Raw genomic sequence first — 21,361 nt, 5'->3', positions numbered from 1 at the left:
ATGACGATAGAGTGATGGCGTCAACGGCGTTTAACGCCCCCTGGATAATTATTGCCCCCAGATATGGAACCACAGTTGTGCAAAGGGGGTTGAAGGCATGAGCAAATGTTACCCGTTTGTGAGCCGTTTTTGCGGCGCCCAAAAGCGAGATCAATGGGGTAGCGACCACTTGAACCATGGTGACGCCGGTGGCGAGAACAAATAGAGCCCCTAGAACTGCGACGAACAAGCCGGCGTGCGTCACCGGTATGAAGAGTAGGCAAATCGTTCAGCGGGTAGAAAAGGTGTCACAGTTTTGCGACTAGCTATCGCCTGGACCAATGAGCAAGAACCTCTTAGTCGTGACGTAAGATTATTTCGCTGGCAGGTATCTGCCACTGTCACTTACATTACCAGTTCATATGGTTGCCTCCCAAGTTCTGTAAATAATACATCGACGTATTCATCCACAATTCCGTTCTCACTCAGCGCGTGATGGAGCCTTTCGACATAATCGGCATTGCTTCCCAATGGTCCCTCTGCACTGGCAATGCAGCCGGCGATGGCTGCTACTGTCGCGTCTGCCTCAAAAAACGGGTGAGTGGGCTCCGCTATAAAGACCAGAGCCGTGGCTTCAGAACCATCCTTTAGGGAGATCGTGGTCCAGATCGGCCGATAGACTCCAGTGGCCATCTCGCGAACCCACAATAGAATTAGTTCCTCTTCCGCTACCTGTTCGGTCAGCCGGAAGGCGATTCCTTCAGTACAGCCGCCGGATTTCAAAGCTAGCATTTGTAGTGGTCAACTAATCCCGGACACGACGTTAAGTTTTTCCTCGGCCCGAGCTGGCGCCAGCCCACCGTTGAATTGGTGAGGCCGAATCCGGTTGTACCGATGCATCAAAAAATGGCTGATGTCGCGCTGTGCTTCCTGCGCAGTTCTGTAGCCTAAGGTCGGTATCCATTCAGTTTTCAAACTCCGGAACACTCGCTCCATCGGTGCATTGTCCCAGCAATTTCCCCGGCGACTCATGCTCTGGCGTATGCGGTATCGCCACAACCGCTGGCGAAACAACCGGCTTGCATATTGGGACCCTTGATCCGAGTGGAACAGCAGATCCGAAGGCCTGCCACGCTGCTCGTAGGCCATATCCAGGGCTCGGATCACGAGTTCGGCGTCCGGTTTTTCCGACAGTGCCCAGCCCACTATCCGGCGCGTGCAGAGATCCAGAACGACAGCCAAGTAATGCCACTTTCCTTGTGCCCAAATATAGGTGATGTCACCGCACCAGACCTGATTGGGGGCTGGCACATCAAACTCACGGTTCAAGGTATTCGGGATATCAAGTCTTTCTACTGTCGCTCGTTTATAGGCATGTGAGCCGGGTTGTTTACTGACTAAATCAAGCTCACGCATCAAACTGCGCACTTTGAATCGACCGAGTTGCTCACCATCTTCACGCATCAGTGACAGGATGCTGCGACTGCCCGCAGCGCTGCGACTTTGCGAGAACAGCTCACTGACCCGGCTACGCAACCGAAGCCGTTCAACATCGGGAGTGCGGCGCCGCAGGCGCTGGGCGTAGTAGCACGAGCGGGTGACTTCAAACACCTTACACAGCCAATCAACCGGCTCATGGGCACTCAACTGATCAATCAGCGCAAACGCTCGTGATCTTCCGACATCAAGAGCGCGGTAGCCTTTTTTAGTATGGATTTTTCTCGCTCAAGCCGAGCGATCCGGGCTTCCAGTTCCTGAATTTTCTGCTGCTCTGGGGTCAGCGCCTTGCTCTGCGGAGTGACGCCTTGGTGCTCTTTCTGAACCTGGTCAACCCAGCGGCGCAGCGCTGACTCACCAATGCCGAGTGAGCGGCTGGCTTCGATGTAGCTGTAGTTTTGCTTGAGCACGAGGTCAGCAGCCTCGCGTTTGAATTCAGCAGTAAAGGAGCGGCGTTGTTTGGTCATCTGACACCTCGATCTGGCGAGTATTCTCGCCTAAATGGGTGACCATAGATTTCATTAGACCACTACACGCGCAACCTAACATCAGTCGCGAGGCTCACTCGCTTTATCCCAGCTACTGCGGGCTGGAAACACCCCTGAATGATGCTGAACACCTATGTCTGTGCTACTTCGCACGCGTCTAGCGGTAAAGCCCGTGAGCAAGGGGCAGCGAAAGCTTCGAAAAGCGGCGGTTGATCAAGGCGCAGAACTGTCTGTGGCACGTCCTCAACGTCTGAGAGTTAATAACAGGCGTTAGAAGTGATTATGGGAGGAAAGGGGAATGGATACGACGGACATTCACAACGCATCGGCGTCCAGGTGACCTCAAACGGCATACATGCCTGAACCAAGCTGTGTCGGGTGGATCGTCTTCCAGTTTGGCTTAATAAGCTCGAGGTCAGGTGATACGCAAGCGTTGTCCTTAAAGGCCCACACTGAGTCCCAGCATAGATGGCCTAGATATTGGACTCACCGTTACGAGATTTTGGAAAAAAGAAATGCATTCTTGAGTGGAAAAGCACATACGCTACCGAGCGCCGCTTCGCATTGGACGCGCATGCGGCAAAGCCGCCCGTTCGCTGAACCGAGTCGCTGTCAGTTGCTACGCCGGCAGAGGTCCGAACGCGCGGTATGAATCGACTAGGGCATCGAAAAGCGAGATATCCGAGCGACTTCTAGCAAAGAGCTGTGCACCGACAATAGCTGCGAAAATTGCACGTGCTCTAGATTCACTCTCACTTGATTCGCACACCTTCGCAGCCAATAGAAGCTTGCTTAGCCATGCAATGTTGACATCAGCAAAGGTCTGAATTTCTTTAGTCATTTCAATGGGTAAAGTATCGGTTTCAGCGCCCATGAAACTGCCCAGGCAGAGACGATTGTCGGCCTCAAGCGATCTTCGGAAGATTTCAGGAAAGCGACGCAGAGCGTCAATCGGAGATGGGCTTTCTGATTCGATCATCTCGAGTGCGAGCGCACCGTCCTCCCAATATCGTTTGGCAACGGCAATACCCAGATCGGCTTTGCTTGGAAAATGGTAGTAAATACTCGCCGCTTTGATACCAACATCTTGCGCAAGGTCGCGGAAATTCAAACCATTGTAGCCCTGCGATTGGGCAATTTTCTTGGCCGCCAACAAAATGGCTTCCTTGGAGTTGACGCTCATCTTGGTGCCTTTCGTCTTGGGACGATCTCTTAAATAGGGAAAGCTAATTTACAGCAAACGCCTACCGTGTGACAGGTAGATTGTCAGTGAGAGCAGTGAGTTCAATGCGACTAGGGTGCTCAGGCAGAAGCCGTTCCATCATGGTTCAGCAAGCGGCATCGCCAGCCGACACTAGCGAGATCACTACGGTCACCGAGAAAGCCAGGGGGGGGCGATCTCGGTGCGCCGGAGTTTCCATTGAGAAGCTGTTACTGGGTTGGCGAATCCAGCTCAGGAATGCCGCTGTTGCGATCGGCGTAGGCCGCTTGGAAGCTTGGACGTTTTGTCCAGCGCTGCCAGTACGCATCTAAGAACTCAAAACGCTCGTCCAGTGGAGTGGCATTGACCGGGAATTTCGAGAAGGCGATAGCGGTTGCCAGGGTAATGTCCGAGAAGGTCGGGGCATCGCCGCCGAGCAGCCATTCGCGGCCGTCTGACAGATGACGATTGACCAGTGCGGCGTGAGCCAAAGCTTCCTTACGGCAGTGTTCGCCCCAAGCCTCATTCTTGGTCAGTTCTAGCTTGAAGCCGAGGCCGGTGTGCAACACGTGGAACGCTGTAACGATGCGGTACAGGATGTGCACCCACACCCGGTTATCCCACATGTTATCCAGACCCTGTTCCAGTGCGGTCTCTCCCATGATCTTGCGACCGGGATACTCTTGGTCAAGATAACGAACGATGGCAGCCGTTTCGGAAATGTAGCTACCGTCAGCCAGTTGAAGGGTGGGAGTTTCGCCCCACGGGTTCATATTCAAATGACGCCAGCCACGCTGTTCTCCTACAGGGGACATGTCATAGATGGTCTCGGCAAATTGGTCAGCGATGCCCTTTTCGTGCATGAACAGACGCAGACGCTGTGGGTTCGGAAAGGCCGAAGGCGAAGTGAAAAGCTGAAGTTTAGTAGTCATGGTCGATCCTACAGGTTGGTGGTTTGACTACCTAACTAACGTTAGGTAGTCAAACCTTAGCTGGGGCTTCGACGCACGTCAACATCTATCTAACATTTGTTAGGTAAATCTTTTTGGGTGCCGTCGCGGTTGATACGATATCTCAGCGTCTGCATAGCTGAAGGCGGGGGTAGAATGACGCCGGACGGTCGAGCGAATGCAAATGACTGGTCAGGTCGAATGCAAACGGGTGTTCAAGTGGAGTGCAATTCGCAATTGCTGTCGACTAACTGTCGTCTGAGCCCAAAACCAGCCGTGCCACCTTGACGATACCCAAGCTCAATGAGTCGAGATTGCCCCGCAAAAACTTTCACTGACAGTTCCCGACTGTACTCACCGGCCATCATCCGTTTCACGCTTTTGACGATGTTGGAGACCAGTGATCCGTCGTTGGTAAATTGCTCCGCACAGTATTGAACGGAGACACCTGCTTGGCGGCAGCGCACTTCGTAGCTGGCGCTGACGTCTGGATCCTGGAAGCGGCCCCAGCGACTGACGTCATAGACGAGAACCGTTGAGTAGTCGGCACGACCGCTCTCCACGTCGAAGAACAGTTGCTTCAGAGCATCCCGCCCCTCCAGGCGAAGACCGCTTTTACCCAAGTCCGTATAGAGCTTGACGATCTCGAGAGTGTGGGTGGCGGCAAAAATGCGGATAACGTCGAGCTGATTTTCAGTCGAATACTGCTGATGTTCAGTGGACATGCGGACATACGCGGCTGCCAAGGTCGTGTTTGATTCATTGTGAGCATCACCCGCGCCAGTGAGCGTGTGCATCGCCAACATCCTCAACCTGATCCAGCGGACGGTAAGGCGAAATCAAAGTCGTGATCAGTCACTGCGTTTTTCGGAATAGCTCTAAAGAAGGTAGAAGACGGGGGAGAGAAAAATGTTCACGAAAACGGGCAACTCTTTTCTGGCTCAAAAACAGTACGCAGCTGGAATGGCCAGAGCTCTTCATATGGAGCTTGGTGGAACGCATCAGGCGACAAAAACACTGATGCGATGGACGAACGCGAACGAGAGGACAGTTAAGAATTGGATGGCCGGAAGCAATGGCCCGCGAGGCGAGCATTTGGTGGCACTAGTCAAGCGCTCTGACCTTGCCTTGGCTGCGTTTCTTGGAATGGCACGGAGGCTACTTGCGCTGACTGCATCAGAGCTCCCGTTGTTCAGGCAGAGGCTTCAGATGGCTATAGAGGGGATTGATTCGTGTTGCGTCGAACGGTTGAATCCACAGCCGATTGCTGCCTTTGTTTCTATCCCACCACAAAATCGAAAACGCCGCTCATTGAGCGGCGTTTTCGAATGCGTTTTATTTGTTAACCCAGGGCCCACATGCTTTCGCGTTTCATACCTCATCGATCCTTGCTACCGCACTGATTGCCAGCGATGAGGGGTTCAAATGTTAGCCGCTCGTCGAAGATCGATGATTTATCCAAGGTATGGGCTGAAGTATGGGCTGCAGGGTTTTGTCAAAAGCCAGAAACGAAAAAGCCCTGAATAATCAGGGCTTTAGCGTGTAAATATGGCGGAGGCGATGGGATTCGAACTCATGGACCTGTTACAGTCGACGGTTTTCAAGACCGTTGCCTTAAACCACTCGGCCACACCTCCGTTTGCGTTGCGGGCGCCATAATACCTGAATGAAACACACTGTCAAACTCTCTGCATAGCTTGTTACAGAGCGTCTGTTATGATCTTTGCGACTGAACGTTTCAAACCAACAGGAGTGTCGCCATGCGCGAACAGGATTACGCAGTTAATAACAGCGTGCAGGCTGAGCAGCTAGAGGTTAGCCGCGTCCTGCGCAACACTTACGGCTTACTCGCTCTCACCCTCGCATTCAGCGGCGTGATGGCGTTTGTCGCTCAGCAGATGCGTGTCGGCTATCCGAACGTTTTCGTGGTGCTGATCGGTTTCTACGGCCTTTTCTTCCTCACCAACAAACTCCGTGATTCGGCCTGGGGCCTGGTGTCGGCATTTGCCCTGACCGGTTTCATGGGTTTCCTGCTCGGCCCGATCCTCAACCGTTACCTGGGCATGCAGGGCGGCGCCGAGGTGGTCAGTTCCGCGTTTGCGATGACTGCGCTGGTATTCGGCGGTCTGTCGGCCTACGTGCTGATTACCCGCAAGGACATGAGCTTCCTGGGTGGTTTCATCACCGCAGGCTTCTTCGTGCTGCTGGGTGCGACGCTGGCGAGCCTGTTCTTCCAGATCAGCGGTCTGCAACTGGCGATCAGCGCAGGTTTCGTGCTGTTCTCCTCGGTCTGCATTTTGTTCCAGACCAGCGCCATCATTCACGGCGGCGAGCGCAACTACATCATGGCGACCATTAGCCTGTATGTATCGATCTACAACCTGTTCATCAGCTTGTTGCAGCTGTTCGGCATCATGAGCCGCGATGACTAATCGTCAGCCTTGAGGAAAAAACCCGCTTCGGCGGGTTTTTTCTTGCCTGCGATTTGAGTAAAGGGTCACGCCATCGGTGGCAAGCGGCGCTTGACCGGGGTTTTCTTGACGATTGCAGTGTTGGTTTCGGCGTGGCTGTTGAGGCGGTCGAGCAGGGTGTCCAGTTGTTCCATCGAGCGCACATGCAGGCGGGCGATGAAACAGTCGTCGCCGGTGACTTTGTCGCACTCGGTAAATTCGGGAATGGCCTGGATCTGCCGTTCCACTTCCTGCAACTGGCCCGGCAGCGGGCGAATGCGGACGATGGCTTGTAGTTGATAGCCAAAGCATTTGGGGTCGATCTCGACGGTGTAACCCTTGAGTACGCCACGCTCTTCGAGGCGACGTAAACGCTCGGCGACGCTGGGCGAAGACAGGCCGCTGATTTGCGCCAGAGCCTTGAGGGAGCGGCGTGAGTCTTCCATCAATGCCGTGATCAGCACTTGGTCGATATCGTCGGTCATGGCGAAATCCCTATTAGGCAATTAATTCAAACCGCCTTGATAAAAAAGGCAGAAACCGAGTTTAGCCTGCTTTTTGCGCTGGAGAAGCCCCTCGGCGGATTGGCATACTTTGGGCTCAAACACAGGAGTCTGATGATGGACAAAACAATACGTCACGGGTCATTTGAAATGACCGCCGCCATGCTGATTTCCGGGACCATCGGCTGGTTCGTGCTGGTGTCCGGGCAACCGGTGCTGGACGTAGTGTTCTGGCGTTGCGTGTTCGGCGCCGGCACGTTGTTGCTGATCTGCGCGGCATTCGGCTTCCTGCGCCCCGGCATTCTGACCCGCACCACGTTCTTGCTGGCTGTGCTCAGCGGTGTGGCGATTGTCGGCAACTGGGTGCTGTTGTTTGCTTCTTACTCCCGCGCCTCGATTGCCATTGGCACTGCGGTATACAACGTTCAACCGTTCATGCTGGTGGGGTTGGCCGCGTTGTTCCTCAACGAGAAAATCACCCTGCAGAAACTGTTCTGGCTGGGCATTTCGTTTCTTGGGATGCTGGCGATTGTCAGTGCACATGGCGGGCAGGGCGAGAGCGGCAATGATTACCTGATAGGCATCGCTCTGGCGCTGGGGGCGGCATTTCTTTACGCGATTGCCGCGTTGATCATCAAACGCCTGACCGGCACACCGCCGCATCTGATCGCGCTGATTCAGGTCCTCACCGGCGTGCTGTTACTCGCGCCATTCGCGCACTTTTCGGCACTGCCGCAAGCGCCGAGCGCATGGGCCAGTCTGGTAACCCTGGGCATTGTCCACACCGGCGTGATGTACGTGCTGCTCTACGGCGCCATTCAAAAACTGCCGACGGCGCTGACCGGTGCGTTGTCCTTCATCTACCCGATTGCGGCGATTTTCGTTGACTGGTTTGCCTTCGGCCATCGCCTGGAGCCGCTGCAATGGATCGGTGTTGCCGCGATTCTGTTGGCCGCTGCCGGCATGCAACAGGGTTGGAGCCTTAAGTTTCGTCGGACGGTGACGACGCCGTAAGCCGTCAAGAAACGTCAGATGTTCCAGCGCGGTGCCGTCTTGGCCAAGCGCTGGCGCATCTCGTCGATGTTGGCGGCTAATTGCCGGACCAATAACCGGTAGCCGTCCAGCGGACTGTAAACCGGCGCGGTCAGGCTTGAATCCGACGGCAGTTCGACGGGTCGATTCAGCCGCTGGGATGCACCGGATTTCAGCGCCCGGGCCATACCGATCAGTTGCACCCGAATCAACCGATGTTCGGCTTTCAAGGCCGATTGCAGATGGGCCATGGCATCGGGGTCACTGGCGTCAGGTCGGGTGTTGCCGAGGATTTCCAGGGTGCTGACACACATCCGCAGATGGCGCTGAATGGCATCGAGTTCGGTCATGGAGATCCGTACTTCCTTGGACACCGACGGCATCAACGAGCGCAGTTGCACCATCACCGTGTTCAGGCGGCTCACCAGTTTATGGTGTTCGTCATCGGTGACCGATTGGCCATTGATGATGCGTCCGTAGATCGTCGCGCAGTCGCGCAAGGCATCGGCCAGGTTGTAGCGCCAGGAGTAAACCGCGTAGAGCGGCAGGGCGAAAGAAAACGCCAGGGCCAGGGCGATGCCGATCAGGATGTCCACCCCACGCCACAACCCGTCGGTGATCGGATTGTCGCCATGCCCCGCGACGATAAACACGGTAATCGCCGACAGCAGCGCGGTGTAACCGCCCTTGCCGATGGCGTGGTACGAGAAGAATCCGCAGACCACCGCCATCGCAAAGTAGGTCAGCCAGGGCATCCCCAGCCAGGCCTGTTGCGCCACCAGCAGCAAGCCGACACCGGCACCGATCAAGGTACCGATGGCGCGTTCGGCGGCTTTTTTGCCGATGTTGCCGTGGTGCTGCAAACCGCCGATCACCACCAGCATCGTCACCGACGCCCACTCACCGTGGGGCAAGTGGATACCGGTGGTCAGCAGGATCGTTGCCAGCAACCCCAGCGACACGCGCACCGCGTGGATCACCCTGGCATGGCGATAGCGCCGGTACGGGTCCAGCAACGGACGCAGCAGTCGGCGCATTAGCGGTGGCAGTCGGCTGTCTCTGAATGTACTCAGGCTCGGTCTCCTCAGAAGATGTAATCGGTGGTCAGGAAACTTGAACGGCGTCCGCTGATGATCTCGCTGATGAGTTCTTTGTTGGTTTCCTGGAACTTGGTCGCCACCAGTGTCCGGATCGAAAACACCCGCAGCGCATCATGCACCGACAGCGTGCCTTCGGCGGAGTTCTTGCGGCCGTTGAACGGGAAGGTGTCCGGGCCGCGCTGACACTGGGCGTTGAGGTTGATCCGGCCGACCTGGTTGGCGAAGGTGTCTACCAGCCGGCCGACCGCCACCGGGTTGGTGCCGAAGATACTCAGCTGCTGGCCGAAGTCCGATTCCAGGACGTAATCGATCACCGTATCCAGATGCCGGTAAGGCACGATCGGCACGACCGGGCCGAACTGTTCTTCCTGATAGACGCGCATCTGCGGCGTCACCGGGTACAGCACGGCGGGGTAGAAGAATGATGCGCGGGATTCACCGCCATTGGGGTTCACCACGGTGGCGCCTTTGCCGACGGCATCCGCCACCAGCGAGTGCAGGTAATCGACCTTGCTTGCTTCTGGCAACGGCGTCAGCGCCACGCCGCTGTCCCATGGCATGCCGGGTTTGAGGCTGGCGAGTTTGGCGTTGAATTTCTCGATGAACGCCTCGACCACGTCTTCATGGACGAAAAGGATTTTCAACGCGGTGCAGCGCTGACCATTGAACGATAGCGAGCCGGTGAGTGCTTCGCTGACCGCGTTGTCCAGATCCACCTCAGGCAGCACGATGCCGGGGTTCTTCGCATCCAGGCCCAACGCCGCGCGCAAGCGGTGCGGTTTTGGATGGAGTTTTTTCAGGTCGCTGGCGGCTTTGTTGGTGCCGATAAACGCGAAGATGTCGATCTTGCCGCTGGCCATCAGCGCGCTGACGGTCTCGCGGCCGCTGCCGTAGATCACGTTGATCACCCCGGCCGGGAAGCTGTCGCGGAACGCTTCCAGCAACGGACGAATCAGCAGCACACCCAGCTTGGCCGGTTTGAACACCACGGTGTTGCCCATGATCAGCGCCGGAATCAGCGTGGTGAAGGTTTCGTTCAGCGGGTAGTTGTAAGGTCCCATGCACAACGCCACACCCATCGGTACGCGGCGGATCTGGCCGAGGGTGTCCTGTTCCAGTTCGAAACGGCTGGAGCGGCGGTCGAGTTCCTTGAGCGCGTTGATGGTGTCGACGATGTAATCGCAGGTGCGGTCGAACTCTTTCTCCGAGTCCTTGAGGTTCTTGCCGATTTCCCACATCAGCAACTTGACCACGGCTTCGCGCTGTTCACGCATGCGTCCGAGGAAGGCTTCGACGTGCTGGATGCGTTCGGCCACCCGCATCGTCGGCCACAGACCCTGGCCCCGGTCATAGGCGCGGACGGCGGCGTCGAGGGCGGTCAATGCAGTGTCGGCGTCGAGCAGCGGCGTGCTACCGAGGATCACTTGTTCGTCGCCATTTTCGCCGGTCAGGTACACCGGGCTGCGGACTTGGGCGAGGGGCCCGGACCAGGTTTTCAGCTCGCCGTCGACCAGGTACTCACGTTGCTCGGTCTGGCCGTTCAGGCGATATTTTTCCGGGATGTCGGTGGCGTCGGGAAACAGGTTGCCAAGGATGTGTGCTGTGGTCATGTCGCTACCCCGTCTGGATTGGGTGATGCGGATAAGGTCTGTTATCGCTACGCACTGCTATCAGGTCAAGGCCTGATCACAGCGCGGCTGTCGAAAGTGGTGGCGAGAGGCTGCCGATTACAGGCAGCGCGCTCGATCAGCATAGCTGAATCGTTTTATCAGATGGCAACACGGATTGTCATGACCTAAAGCACACGCTGTCTTGATCGGTTGAAGGAGGGATGAAAGTAGGGGTTTTTGACCTGAAAACACACAACGGCCGATGCTGCGGTTAAACTTCGCGCTCTTTCTAAAGGAGTTCATATGAGTTACTACCAGCCGGGCATTCTCGCCACCCCAGTTCCGCCTCAAGCTCGTCATATGTTCTTCGCACTCGAATCCGCCGCTGCCTTGCCGGCCGCGCTGGAGAATCTTAAGGGACTGGTGGACGGGAAGTCGGCAGTGGTCGGTTTCGGTGAATCCCTGGTCAAGGCCCTCAAGGGGCAAATCGAAGGCCTGCGCGCCTTTCCAGCGTTGACCGGTGTCGGCGTCGACAACCCGTCGACCCAGCACGCGCTCTGGTGCTGGTTGCACGGTGTCGACCGTGGCGAATTGCTCAACCGCAGCAACGCCATCGAAGCCGCTCTGGCCCCGGCCCTGCGCCTGGTGCAGATGAACGAAACCTTCCGCCACCTCACCGGCCATGACCTGACCGGTTACGAAGACGGCACCGAAAACCCTCACGACGAAGCCGCCGTGGCCGCTGCGCTGGTGGGTGACGGCGCTGACGGAATGGTCGGCGGCAGCTTCGCCGCGATCCAGCAGTGGCAGCACGACCTGAAAGGCTTTCACGCGATGCCTTCCCATGCGAAGGACAACATCATGGGCCGCCGCTTGAGCGACAACGAAGAACTCGACGACGCGCCGATTTCCGCCCACGTCAAACGCACCGCCCAGGAAAGCTTTGCCCCCGAGGCCTTCGTGGTCCGCCGTTCCATGCCGTGGATCGAAGGCGATCGCGCCGGTCTGATGTTCCTGGCCTTTGGTTTCTCCCTCGACGCCTTCGAAGCCCAACTGCGCCGCATGAGCGGTCTGGAAGACGGCATCACCGACGGTTTGTACCGCATCAGCCGGCCGATCACAGGCGGCTACTACTGGTGCCCGCCGCTCAAGGACGGTCATCTGGACCTGCGCGCACTGCGCATCGGCTAAACATCAAGGAGTGAGTATGAACGTGGTGCGCTGGGGCATGATCGGGTGTGGCAGCGTCGCTGAACGCAAGAGCGGACCGGCCTTCTACAAGGCACCCGGCTCGGCGCTGGTGGCGGTGATGGGCCGGCGTCTGGAAGCGGTGACGGATTATGCCGCGCGCCACGGCATCGCTCGGGTCTACACCGACGTGGAAGCGTTGATCAATGATCCCGAGGTCGACGCGGTATACATCGCCACGCCGCCTGACAGTCATCACGCTTACGCCTTGAAGGTGGCCGCCGCCGGCAAACATTGCTGCGTCGAAAAACCCATGTCGTTGAATGCCGGGCAAAGCCGTGAGATGCAAAAGGTCTTTGCCGATGCCGGGCTGCACCTGTTTGTTTCCTACTACCGACGCTCGCTGCCGCGCTTCCAGCAAGTGCGGCAATGGCTGGAGGAAGGGCGGATCGGCGAGGTCCGGCACTTGACCTGGACGCTCACGAAAGCGCCGTCGGCGGCGGATCAGGAGGGCGCCGATAACTGGCGAACTGATCCGGCCATTGCCGGCGGTGGTTATTTCGCTGACCTGGCCAGTCATGGCTTCGACCTGTTCCAGTACCTGCTGGGTGACATCGTCGAAGTCGCCGGATTTACCGCGCACCAGGCCGGTTTGTATGCCGCCGAGGATGCCGTCAGCGCCAGTTGGCGGTTTGCTGGCGGTGCTTTGGGCATGGGCTGCTGGAACTTTGTGGCGGATCGTCGCGAGGACCGGGTCGAACTGATCGGTAGCAAAGGCCGGATCAGCTTTTCCGTATTCGATGAGCATCCGGTTCAGCTTGAAGCCGACGAAAACCTCAGCCTGCACATCGAAAACCACCCGCACATCCAGTGGCATCACGTGCTGGGCATGAACGCGCACATTCGGGGTGAAGCGCAGCATCCAGCGGTGGCCGAAGAGGCATTGAAAACCGATTGGGTGATGGACCAGATCCTCAAGCGTTGACGTGGTTCTGTAGATACCGTCTTGAACCTCACCGGGCAAGCGCAAGTTTCGGGTCATAGGGTTGGCCCGACTTGAGCACGCCGTAAACAAAGTGCGCAAAGCCGTGCGCATCGCTTTGAGTCAGCTGCAATGAACCCGGTGGCGATTGGCAATTCCCAGAGCAAACAGCAGCTGCGGTTGAACTGGCCGGACGGCCGCGAGCAGTTGCTGGATCACGCTGAGTTGCGCCGCCAATGTCCGTGCTCGCAATGCCGGGCGTTTCGCCTGCAAGGTCTGACGGTGAAAGTCGATCCTCGCATTCGAGTGACCGAACTGAACGCCCAGGGCTACGGCCTTCAACTGATTTTCAGTGACGGCCACGAACGCGGCATCTACCCCTGGCCCTACCTGGCACAACTCGTTCCCGAAAACGACTGAAATCCCTGTGGGAGCGAGCCTGCTCGCGAATGCGGACTGACATTCAGCACAGATGTCGACTGACACACCGTATTCGCGAGCAGGCTCGCTCCCACAGGGGAAACCACAAGGTCTGGGAAGTGAGCTGACTGGTGGTCCTTGCCAGAAAAAAGCCAAAAGAGTACATATGTACTCCATGACGACTTTAACTCCCCGCCGTACCGCCATCCTGACTTTTATCCGCGATCGAATTGCGGAACACGGTCAGTCCCCGAGCCTCGCTGAAATCAGCGAGGCGTTCGGTTTCGCCTCCCGTAGCGTGGCGCGCAAGCATGTGCTGGCGCTGACCGAGGCCGGTTTTATCGAGGTCAATGCGCATCAGGCCCGGGGCATTCGTTTGCTCGGGCAACCGGCGCGGCCCGAGTTGCTGGACATTCCGGTACTCGGCCGGGTGGCGGCGGGTGCGCCGATCGGTGCCGATGCCGAGGTTCACAGCCGCTTGCTGCTCGACCCGTCGATCTTCTCGCGGGTGCCGGATTACATGCTGCGGGTCCAGGGTGACTCGATGATCGAGGACGGTATTCTCGACGGCGATCTGGTGGGCGTGCACCGCAATCCCGAGGCGTTCAACGGCCAGATCGTCGTCGCGCGACTCGACGGGGAAGTCACCATCAAACGTTTCGAACGGGTCGGCGAGGTTGTCCGATTGCTGCCACGCAATCCGGCCTATAAGCCGATCATCGTCGAAGCCAATCAGGACCTGGCCATCGAAGGGGTGTTCTGCGGTCTGGTGAGGCAAGGGTGATGGGCGCCGTCGTTGCGCTGGATACGCTGTTCAATGGCGGCCAGGTCTGGAAGGGCCGGCCTGCGCCACCGGCTGTCAGCCCGCAACCCACCGGGCATGCCGCGCTGGATGCGGCGTTGCCTACGGGGGGGTGGCCGGAAGCGGCGCTGACCGAAATCCTGTTGGCCGGGCAGGGCGTCGGTGAGCTGCAACTGGTGTGGCCGGCGCTGGCGCGGTTGTCCGCCGCGGGCGAGCGCATCGTGCTGGTGGCGCCGCCTTACGTGCCATACCCCCAGGCGTGGCAGAACGCCGGGGTCGATCTGCGTCAGTTGTCGATCATCCAGGCCAGCGAGCGCGATGCCTTGTGGGCAGCGGAACAATGCCTGCGTTCGGGCAGTTGCGGTGCAGTGCTGTGTTGGCCGCATAAGGCCGATGACCGGGCGTTGCGGCGCTTGCAGGTGGCGGCGGAAACGGGCTCGACCCTGGCGTTTGCCTACCGCTCGATCAATGAGGCAATCAACCCTTCGCCCGCGGCGCTACGCATCGCCATCGATGCCAAACCTGCGCAATTGCGCGTGCTCAAGTGCCGGGGCGGGTTGGCGCGTTCGGCGCCGATTGCCTTCCCTGTGGGACATTGAGGTTGCCATGCGCTGGGTGTGCATTCTCTTCCCGCAATTGGCGCTGGACGCGGTACTGCGTCAGCGCTCCGATCCCGATGAGCCGCTGGCGCTGCTGACCGGCCCGGCCCAGCGTCGGGTGTTGCAAGCGGTCAACGCTTCGGCCCGGGCGTTGGGCTTGCGTCCGGGCCAGTCGATGACCGCCGCCCAGGCCTTGAGCAAAGGGTTTGTCACGGCTGAATACGACGCTGCCGAGATCGAGCACTGGCAGCAGTTTCTGGCCGCCTGGGCTTATCGATTCAGTTCACAAGTCAGCGTGCATTACCCGCGTGCGGTGGTGTTTGAAATCGAGTCCAGCCTGGGGTTGTTCGGCGCCTGGCCGCAATTCGAGGCGCGATTGCGGGCCGAGCTCGGCGAGCTGGGGTTTCGCCATCGGATTGTTGCCGCGCCCAACCCGGTGGCCGCACGGGTACTGGCCAGCGCTTATGACGGTCTGGTGGTGCGCGACGATCAAGCCTTGCAGCATCATCTAGGGCAGTTGCCCATCGACCGGATCGGGCTGGAAACCAGCGTTGCCACCGCGTTGTCGCGCATGGGGTTGCGCACCTTGAGTCAGGTTCAGGCGTTACCTCGCCATAGCCTGGCCCGGCGTTTCGAGGCCCAGGTGCTCAAGCATCTGGACGCCTTGCTCGGGTTACGGCCGCTGGCGCTGGCGTTCTACTTGCCGCCGGACCGGTTCGATGTGCGCATCGAGCTCAACTTCGACGTGCAGTCCCATCAGGCGCTGCTGTTTCCGTTACGCCGGCTGACCGGCGACCTGTCGGCGTTTCTTTGCGGTCGGGACAGCGGCGTGCAGCGTTTCGACCTGCATCTGGAACACGCCGGGTTGCCGGACACCGTCATCAAGGTCGGCCTGCTCAGCGCCGAACGTGATCCGGCGATGCTCTTTGAACTGGCCCGGGGCCGGTTGGAGCACGTCCAGGTCGAGGCCCCGGTGCGCGGTTTTCGCCTGCGCGCCGAAGACTTGCCGGCCTTCGTTCCCCAGTATCAGGAGCTGTTCGACGCTCGCCCGCAGCAGTCCTTGCCGTGGGAGCAACTGCGCGAACGCTTGCGCGCGCGGTTGGGGGATGACGCGGTGCAGGGTTTGCGGTTCCAGGCCGATCACCGACCGGAATGCGCGTGGCAGGCCAGTGCCGACAGTCAGCGCTGTGCGGGGCTGCCTGCGGTGCAACGTCCGGGTTGGCTGCTGACGGAACCGCTGGCGGTGCACGAAGGTTCGGCGCGCATCCTGATGGGGCCGGAACGCATCGAGTCCGGTTGGTGGGACGGCGCCGATGTGCGCCGTGATTACTTCCTGATCGAAACCCGTTCCGGCCAGCAGGGCTGGGCCTATCGAGCGGTCGGTGAGGGCGGCCCGTTGTGGCTGCAAGGCTGGTTCGCATGAGTGTCGACTATGCCGAGCTGCACTGCCTGTCGAACTTCAGTTTCCAGCGCGGTGCTTCCAGTGCCCTCGAACTCTTTCAGCGGGCGAAAAAGCAGGGCTATCAGGCCTTGGCGATCACCGATGAATGCACCCTGGCCGGTATCGTCCGCGCCTGGCAAGCGGCCAAATCCGTGGAGCTGCCGCTGATTATCGGCAGCGAAGTGCGCATCGAGAACGGTCCGAAACTGGTGTTGCTGGTAGAAAACCTTGAGGGTTACCAGACCCTGTGCCGACTGATTACCCGAGCGCGGCGCCGCACGCAGAAAGGCCAGTATCAAGTGCTGCGGGAAGACTTCAGCGAGCCCTTGCCGGGGTTGTTGGCGTTGTGGGTACCGGACGCGGTCGATGACTTCGAACAGGGCCACTGGCTGAAACAGACCTTCGTCGATTGCCTGTGGCTGGCCGTCCAGCTGCATCGCGGCCAGGACGATACCCGGCGTCTGGGCGCATTGCTGGCTCTGGCGAGGGAACTGCGAATCCCGGCAGTGGCCAGCGGTGATGTGCACATGCACGCTCGTGGGCGACGCGCCTTGCAGGACACCATGACCGCGATCCGTCATCACGTGCCGGTGGCGGAGGCCGGGTTGCGTCTTCATCCCAATGGCGAGCGGCATCTGCGCAGTCTTGATGCGCTGCAATCGATCTACCCGCAAACACTGCTCGACGAAACGTTGAACATCGCCCGGCGCTGCTCCTTCGACCTCGGTCAGTTGCGTTATCAATATCCCCGGGAGTTGGTCCCTGAAGGCCAGACAGCCACGTCCTGGCTGCGTCATTTGACCGAGGAGGGCATCGCGTGGCGCTGGCCAAAAGGCCCGCAGGCCCAGGTGCTGACGCAGATCGACAAGGAACTGGAGCTGATCGCCGAGCTGGGCTACGAAAGCTATTTCCTGACGGTTCACGACATTGTGCGATTCGCCCGTGAGCAAAAAATCCTGTGTCAGGGCCGTGGTTCGGCGGCCAACTCCGCAGTGTGCTTTGCCTTGGGCATCACGGAAATCGATCCGGATCGCACCACGCTGTTGTTCGAGCGCTTTCTCTCCAAAGAGCGCAACGAACCGCCGGACATCGACGTCGATTTCGAGCATGAGCGTCGCGAAGAAGTCCTGCAGTACGTGTTCCAGCGTTATGGCCGGACCCGCGCGGCGTTGACGGCGGTGGTCAGCACGTATCACGCGGCCGGCGCGGTGCGTGATGTGGCCAAGGCCCTGGGTTTGCCGCCGGATCAGATCAACGCCCTGGCCGATTGCTGTGGCCACTGGAGTGATGAAACACCGCCCGTGGAGCGCCTGCTTGAAGGCGGGTTCGATCCCGAGAGCCCGGTGCTGCGCCGGGTGCTCAGCCTGACGGGGCAGTTGATCGGTTTTCCCCGACACCTGTCCCAGCACCCCGGCGGTTTCGTGATTTCCGAGCAGCCTCTGGACAGCCTGGTCCCGGTGGAAAACGCCGCCATGGCCGAGCGCACCATCATCCAGTGGGACAAGGACGACCTCGATGCCGTCGGGTTGCTCAAAGTGGATATCCTGGCGTTGGGCATGCTCAGTGCGATCCGCCGCTGTTTCGATCTGTTGCGCCGTCATCGCCATCGGGACCTGAGCCTGGCGACGATCCCGTCCGAAGACTCGCAGACCTACGACATGATTGGTCGTGCGGACACCATCGGCGTGTTTCAGATCGAGTCCCGGGCGCAGATGTCGATGTTGCCGAGGCTCAAACCCCGGACCTTCTATGACTTGGTGATCGAGGTGGCGATCGTCCGTCCGGGGCCGATTCAGGGCGGGATGGTGCATCCGTACCTGCGACGCCGAAACAAGGAAGAACCGGAGATCTATCCGTCCCCGGCACTGGAAACCGTGCTCAAGCGCACCCTGGGCGTGCCGCTGTTCCAGGAACAGGTGATGCAGATTGCGATCGTCGCCGCCGATTACAGCCCCGGCGAGGCCGATCAGTTGCGCCGCTCCATGGCTGCCTGGAAACGCCACGGCGGGCTGGAGCCGCACAAGGATCGTCTGGCCGCCGGGATGAAGAAAAACGGCTACACGGCCGAGTTTGCCGCGCAGATTTTCGAGCAGATCAAAGGCTTCGGCAGTTATGGTTTTCCCGAGTCCCACGCCGCCAGTTTCGCCTTGCTGACCTACGCCAGTTGCTGGTTGAAATGCCACGAGCCGGCGGCCTTCGCCTGTGCGCTGATCAACAGCTGGCCCATGGGTTTCTACAGCCCGGACCAGATTCTGCAGGACGCGCGTCGGCATCATTTGCAGATTCGCCCGGTGGACGTGCGCGCCAGTGACTGGGATTGCAGCCTCGAACCGATCACCGATGCCCAACCGGCGATTCGCATGGGATTGCGGATGATCAAAGGCTTTCGCGAGGACGATGCCCGGCGCATCGAAACCGCACGGTCGAAGGGGGCGTTTATCGACGTTGCCGACCTCGGCGAACGGGCGCGACTCGACGCCCGCGCCCAGGAACAACTGGCCGATGCCGGTGCGCTGCGTGGTCTGGCCGGTGACCGTCATCGGGCACGCTGGGAAGTGGCGGGGGTGCAGAAACAGCTCGGCTTGTTTGCCGGTCTGCCGAGTCAGGAGGAGGGCGCGGTATCGTTGCCCAAACCCACCGTCGGCGAGGATCTGCTGGCCGATTACAACAGTGTCGGCACCACGCTCGGTCCGCATCCGCTGGCGTTGTTGCGGGGTGAATTGAAAGCCCGGCGCTGCCGCAGTTCGAAGGAACTACTGGAGGTCGAGCATGGACGACCGGTCAGCGTCGCCGGGCTGGTGACCGGCCGACAACGCCCGGGCACCGCCAGTGGTGTGACCTTTGTCACCCTTGAAGATGAGTTCGGCAACGTCAACGTCATTGTCTGGCGCGACCTGGCCGACCGGCAGCGCCAGGTGTTGGTGGGCTCGCAATTGCTCAAGGTCGACGGGCGCTGGGAAAAGGAAGGCGAGGTCCGACACCTGATTGCCGGACGGTTGAGCGACCTGAGCCCATTGCTCGACGGCATCAGCGTGCGCAGCCGGGATTTCCGTTGACCTGTGGCGAGGGGGCTTGCCCCTCGCCACAAGGAGTCGCTCTGCAAGGGTCAATGACCTGACGCCAAAATAATTTAATACTGTCTTCGATAGTGGCACTTTGGCATAATGCCGGCCGCCGACGTCCCACACGTCGATTGTCGATTTGATTCCCCCTCGCTTTTTCGCCGCTGCAACCCGCAGTGGCTGGCTATTGCCGTGTCGGGATAAACCGTTTTTCAAAAGGAATGCGCAGTGAGAATGATCTCTCGGATGTTGGTATCGGCGGCAGCGGTTGCCGTCTTGGGCGCGATGGCTGGGTGTGCGACCGAAAGCTCGCGTGCCTTGCCGGTAGAAAAGGTCGAAAGCGCCAGCCTCGCTTATGCCGGCGTTCGCGTACCCATGGCGGTCGGCAAGTTCGACAACCGTTCGAGCTACATGCGCGGGATCTTTTCCGACGGTGTAGATCGTCTTGGCGGTCAGGCCAAGACCATCCTGATTACTCACTTGCAGCAAACCAACCGCTTCAGCGTGCTGGATCGCGACAACATGGACGAGATCCAGCAGGAGGCCGCGATCAAGGGCCAGTCTCAGCGCCTCAAGGGGGCTGACTTTGTGGTCACCGGTGATGTCACCGAATTCGGCCGCAAAGAGACTGGCGATCACCAGTTGTTCGGCATTCTCGGTCGCGCCAAGACCCAGGTGGCCTACGCCAAGGTCAATTTGAACATCGTCAACATCAGCACCTCGGAAGTCGTTTATTCGACTCAGGGCGCGGGCGAATACGCCTTGTCCAACCGTGAAGTCATCGGCTTTGGCGGCACCGCTGCCTACGATTCGACCCTCAATGGCAAAGTGCTCGACCTGGCCATGCGCGAGGCGATCAATCGTCTGGTGGACGGCATGAATGCCGGTGCATGGAAACCGGGCAACTGATCAAGGTCGATGACAAGGAGCGGTACAAGCATGTTCAAGAGTTATGCGAAATGGGCGCTGATGGCGTCGACCGTGCTGGTCAGTGGCCTGTTGGCCGGCTGCAACAGCGGCCCGAAAACCCTTTACCAGTGGGAAAGCTACCAGCCGGAAGTCTACGAGTACTTCAAGGGTGAAGAGCCCAAGGAAGCTCAGGCCGAAGCCCTGGAGCGCGACTTGCAGAAAATCAGGTCCACCGGCAAGACGCCGCCGCCTGGCTACCACGCTCATTTGGGGCTGTTGTACCTGAGCATGGGCAAGGACGATCAGATGGTGCAGCAATTCAGAACCGAGAAGACGTTGTTCCCCGAGTCGACGCCGTACATGGACTTTCTGCTTAAAAACGCCAAGACCGGAGACACCCAATGATCGCGCGCTCATTGAAACTGATGGCCGGGCTACTGGCGCTGGCGGTACTCGGCGGTTGCGTCAGTCCCAAGACCGTGGACTATTCGGCATACAAGCAAAGTCGTCCGAAAACCATTCTGGTGCTGCCGCCGCTGAACAACTCGCCGGACGTCAAGGCGTCCTACAGCCTGTTGTCGCAGGTCACGTACCCGTTGGCTGAAGCCGGTTACTACGTGCTGCCGATTGCCCTGGTCGATGAGACGTTCCGCCAGAATGGCTTGACCACACCAGCGGATATCCATCAGGCACCGGCCAACAAACTGCAAGAAATCTTCGGTGCCGATGCTGCGCTGTACATCACTGTGACGGACTACGGCACTCGCTACATGATCATCAGCAGCGAAACCGTGGTTACGGCCAGCGCGAAACTGGTGGACCTCAAGAGCGGCACCACCCTGTGGACCGGCTCGGCCCGGGCTTCGAGCGAGGAGGGCGGTAACAACGGTGGCGGTGGTTTGATTGGCATGCTGATTACGGCTGCAGTGAAGCAAGTGATCAACAATTCCACCGATGCCGGTCACCCGATTGCCGGGGTGACCAGTGCAAGGCTGTTGTCAGCCGGGCAACCGGCGGGGTTGTTATACGGGCCGCGTTCGCCGAAATACGGCACTGACTGAAACCCGTCAGTTCAAGCAAGCTCCCGTGGCAACGGAGCTTGCTTGCGTTGGCCGGTCTGCGCTCGGCAAGAGGCCGGCCAACACACC

General features: G+C 59.1%; 19 protein-coding genes, 1 tRNA gene and 1 pseudogene. 12 read left to right on the top strand and 9 right to left on the bottom strand.

Features of this window, described 5'->3' with window-relative positions:
- Positions 1-384: 384 nt before the first annotated feature.
- The 6 genes and pseudogenes from JFU47_RS05975 to JFU47_RS05950 form a co-directional block, all read right to left on the bottom strand.
- Positions 385-771, bottom strand: coding sequence for a gamma-glutamylcyclotransferase (locus JFU47_RS05975; protein WP_201181784.1), 387 nt, complete (start codon positions 769-771; stop codon positions 385-387).
- Positions 772-780: 9 nt separating this feature from the next.
- A protein-coding gene (locus JFU47_RS05970) for an IS3 family transposase (protein WP_201181195.1) occupies positions 781-1,943 on the bottom strand; the annotation gives its coding sequence in 2 pieces (ribosomal slippage) (positions 781-1,688 and positions 1,688-1,943; 1,164 coding nt in all).
- A 640-nt stretch (positions 1,944-2,583) separates the two neighbouring features.
- Positions 2,584-3,147: a TetR/AcrR family transcriptional regulator gene (locus tag JFU47_RS05965; RefSeq protein WP_201181782.1), complete on the bottom strand. Its 564-nt coding sequence runs from the start codon at positions 3,145-3,147 to the stop codon at positions 2,584-2,586.
- A gap of 248 nt (positions 3,148-3,395) precedes the next feature.
- Entirely contained in the window at positions 3,396-4,097 is a 702-nt protein-coding gene (locus JFU47_RS05960; RefSeq protein WP_201181780.1) for a glutathione S-transferase family protein, read from the bottom strand.
- 257 nt (positions 4,098-4,354) lie between these two features.
- Positions 4,355-4,912 (bottom strand): annotated as a pseudogene (locus JFU47_RS05955) (recombinase family protein); the annotation flags it as partial.
- A 752-nt stretch (positions 4,913-5,664) separates the two neighbouring features.
- Positions 5,665-5,752, bottom strand: a tRNA-Ser gene (locus JFU47_RS05950).
- A 123-nt stretch (positions 5,753-5,875) separates the two neighbouring features.
- On the opposite strand from JFU47_RS05950, the gene JFU47_RS05945 reads away from it, so the two are divergent.
- Positions 5,876-6,547, top strand: coding sequence for a Bax inhibitor-1/YccA family protein (locus JFU47_RS05945; RefSeq protein WP_008155030.1), 672 nt, complete (start codon positions 5,876-5,878; stop codon positions 6,545-6,547).
- A gap of 65 nt (positions 6,548-6,612) precedes the next feature.
- On the opposite strand, the gene JFU47_RS05940 is transcribed toward JFU47_RS05945, so the two are convergent.
- Complete coding sequence (locus JFU47_RS05940) at positions 6,613-7,050, bottom strand: Lrp/AsnC family transcriptional regulator (RefSeq protein WP_201181778.1); 438 nt, start codon at positions 7,048-7,050, stop codon at positions 6,613-6,615.
- A gap of 135 nt (positions 7,051-7,185) precedes the next feature.
- Between JFU47_RS05940 and JFU47_RS05935 the strand changes: the two genes are divergently transcribed.
- Positions 7,186-8,082: a DMT family transporter gene (locus JFU47_RS05935; protein ID WP_140684012.1), complete on the top strand. Its 897-nt coding sequence runs from the start codon at positions 7,186-7,188 to the stop codon at positions 8,080-8,082.
- A gap of 14 nt (positions 8,083-8,096) precedes the next feature.
- Here the strand turns inward: JFU47_RS05935 and JFU47_RS05930 are convergent, their stop codons facing one another.
- Both JFU47_RS05930 and JFU47_RS05925 read right to left on the bottom strand, forming a co-directional pair.
- Complete coding sequence (locus tag JFU47_RS05930) at positions 8,097-9,137, bottom strand: FUSC family protein (RefSeq protein WP_193560162.1); 1,041 nt, start codon at positions 9,135-9,137, stop codon at positions 8,097-8,099.
- 47 nt (positions 9,138-9,184) lie between these two features.
- Positions 9,185-10,810 (bottom strand): NADP-dependent glyceraldehyde-3-phosphate dehydrogenase, encoded by a 1,626-nt coding sequence (locus tag JFU47_RS05925; protein WP_201181776.1) that lies wholly within the window; start codon positions 10,808-10,810, stop codon positions 9,185-9,187.
- Between the two features lie 303 nt (positions 10,811-11,113).
- Here JFU47_RS05925 and JFU47_RS05920 point away from each other — a divergent pair, with 303 nt between their 5' ends.
- From JFU47_RS05920 to JFU47_RS05875, 10 genes are all read left to right on the top strand, one after another.
- Complete coding sequence (locus tag JFU47_RS05920; protein WP_201181774.1) at positions 11,114-12,001, top strand: Dyp-type peroxidase; 888 nt, start codon at positions 11,114-11,116, stop codon at positions 11,999-12,001.
- 16 nt (positions 12,002-12,017) lie between these two features.
- A complete protein-coding gene (locus JFU47_RS05915) occupies positions 12,018-12,983 on the top strand; it encodes a Gfo/Idh/MocA family protein (protein ID WP_201181772.1) in 966 nt (321 codons plus the stop codon).
- A gap of 129 nt (positions 12,984-13,112) precedes the next feature.
- Positions 13,113-13,400: a DUF971 domain-containing protein gene (locus JFU47_RS05910; RefSeq protein ID WP_201181770.1), complete on the top strand. Its 288-nt coding sequence runs from the start codon at positions 13,113-13,115 to the stop codon at positions 13,398-13,400.
- Between the two features lie 166 nt (positions 13,401-13,566).
- The gene (lexA, locus tag JFU47_RS05905) at positions 13,567-14,184 is read left to right on the top strand and encodes a transcriptional repressor LexA (protein WP_140684019.1); all 618 of its coding nucleotides are present in this window, start codon (positions 13,567-13,569) and stop codon (positions 14,182-14,184) included.
- Positions 14,184-14,801, top strand: a complete 618-nt coding sequence (imuA, locus tag JFU47_RS05900) for a translesion DNA synthesis-associated protein ImuA (RefSeq protein ID WP_008155007.1) — start codon at positions 14,184-14,186, stop codon at positions 14,799-14,801. Before lexA ends, imuA begins: the two co-directional genes overlap by 1 nt.
- A gap of 7 nt (positions 14,802-14,808) precedes the next feature.
- The gene (locus JFU47_RS05895) at positions 14,809-16,224 is read left to right on the top strand and encodes a Y-family DNA polymerase (RefSeq protein ID WP_201181768.1); all 1,416 of its coding nucleotides are present in this window, start codon (positions 14,809-14,811) and stop codon (positions 16,222-16,224) included.
- Positions 16,200-19,298 (top strand): error-prone DNA polymerase, encoded by a 3,099-nt coding sequence (locus JFU47_RS05890; RefSeq protein WP_201181766.1) that lies wholly within the window; start codon positions 16,200-16,202, stop codon positions 19,296-19,298. The genes JFU47_RS05895 and JFU47_RS05890 overlap by 25 nt, the downstream gene beginning before the upstream one ends.
- Before the next feature lie 240 nt (positions 19,299-19,538).
- The gene (locus tag JFU47_RS05885; RefSeq protein WP_161990863.1) at positions 19,539-20,213 is read left to right on the top strand and encodes a CsgG/HfaB family protein; all 675 of its coding nucleotides are present in this window, start codon (positions 19,539-19,541) and stop codon (positions 20,211-20,213) included.
- Between the two features lie 60 nt (positions 20,214-20,273).
- On the top strand, positions 20,274-20,618 hold the full coding sequence (locus JFU47_RS05880; RefSeq protein ID WP_371925536.1) for a DUF4810 domain-containing protein: 345 nt from the start codon (positions 20,274-20,276) through the stop codon (positions 20,616-20,618).
- Positions 20,615-21,274, top strand: a complete 660-nt coding sequence (locus JFU47_RS05875; protein ID WP_140684029.1) for a DUF799 domain-containing protein — start codon at positions 20,615-20,617, stop codon at positions 21,272-21,274. Before JFU47_RS05880 ends, JFU47_RS05875 begins: the two co-directional genes overlap by 4 nt.
- The last annotated feature ends 87 nt before the right edge of the window (positions 21,275-21,361 follow it).

The sequence above is a fragment of the Pseudomonas sp. TH39(2020) genome, from assembly GCF_016650715.1.
GTDB classification, from domain to species: Bacteria; Pseudomonadota; Gammaproteobacteria; order Pseudomonadales; family Pseudomonadaceae; genus Aquipseudomonas; species Aquipseudomonas mandelii_C.
The sequence above is the reverse complement of the archived record's forward strand: the minus strand, read 5'-3'. Positions and strand labels throughout refer to the sequence as shown.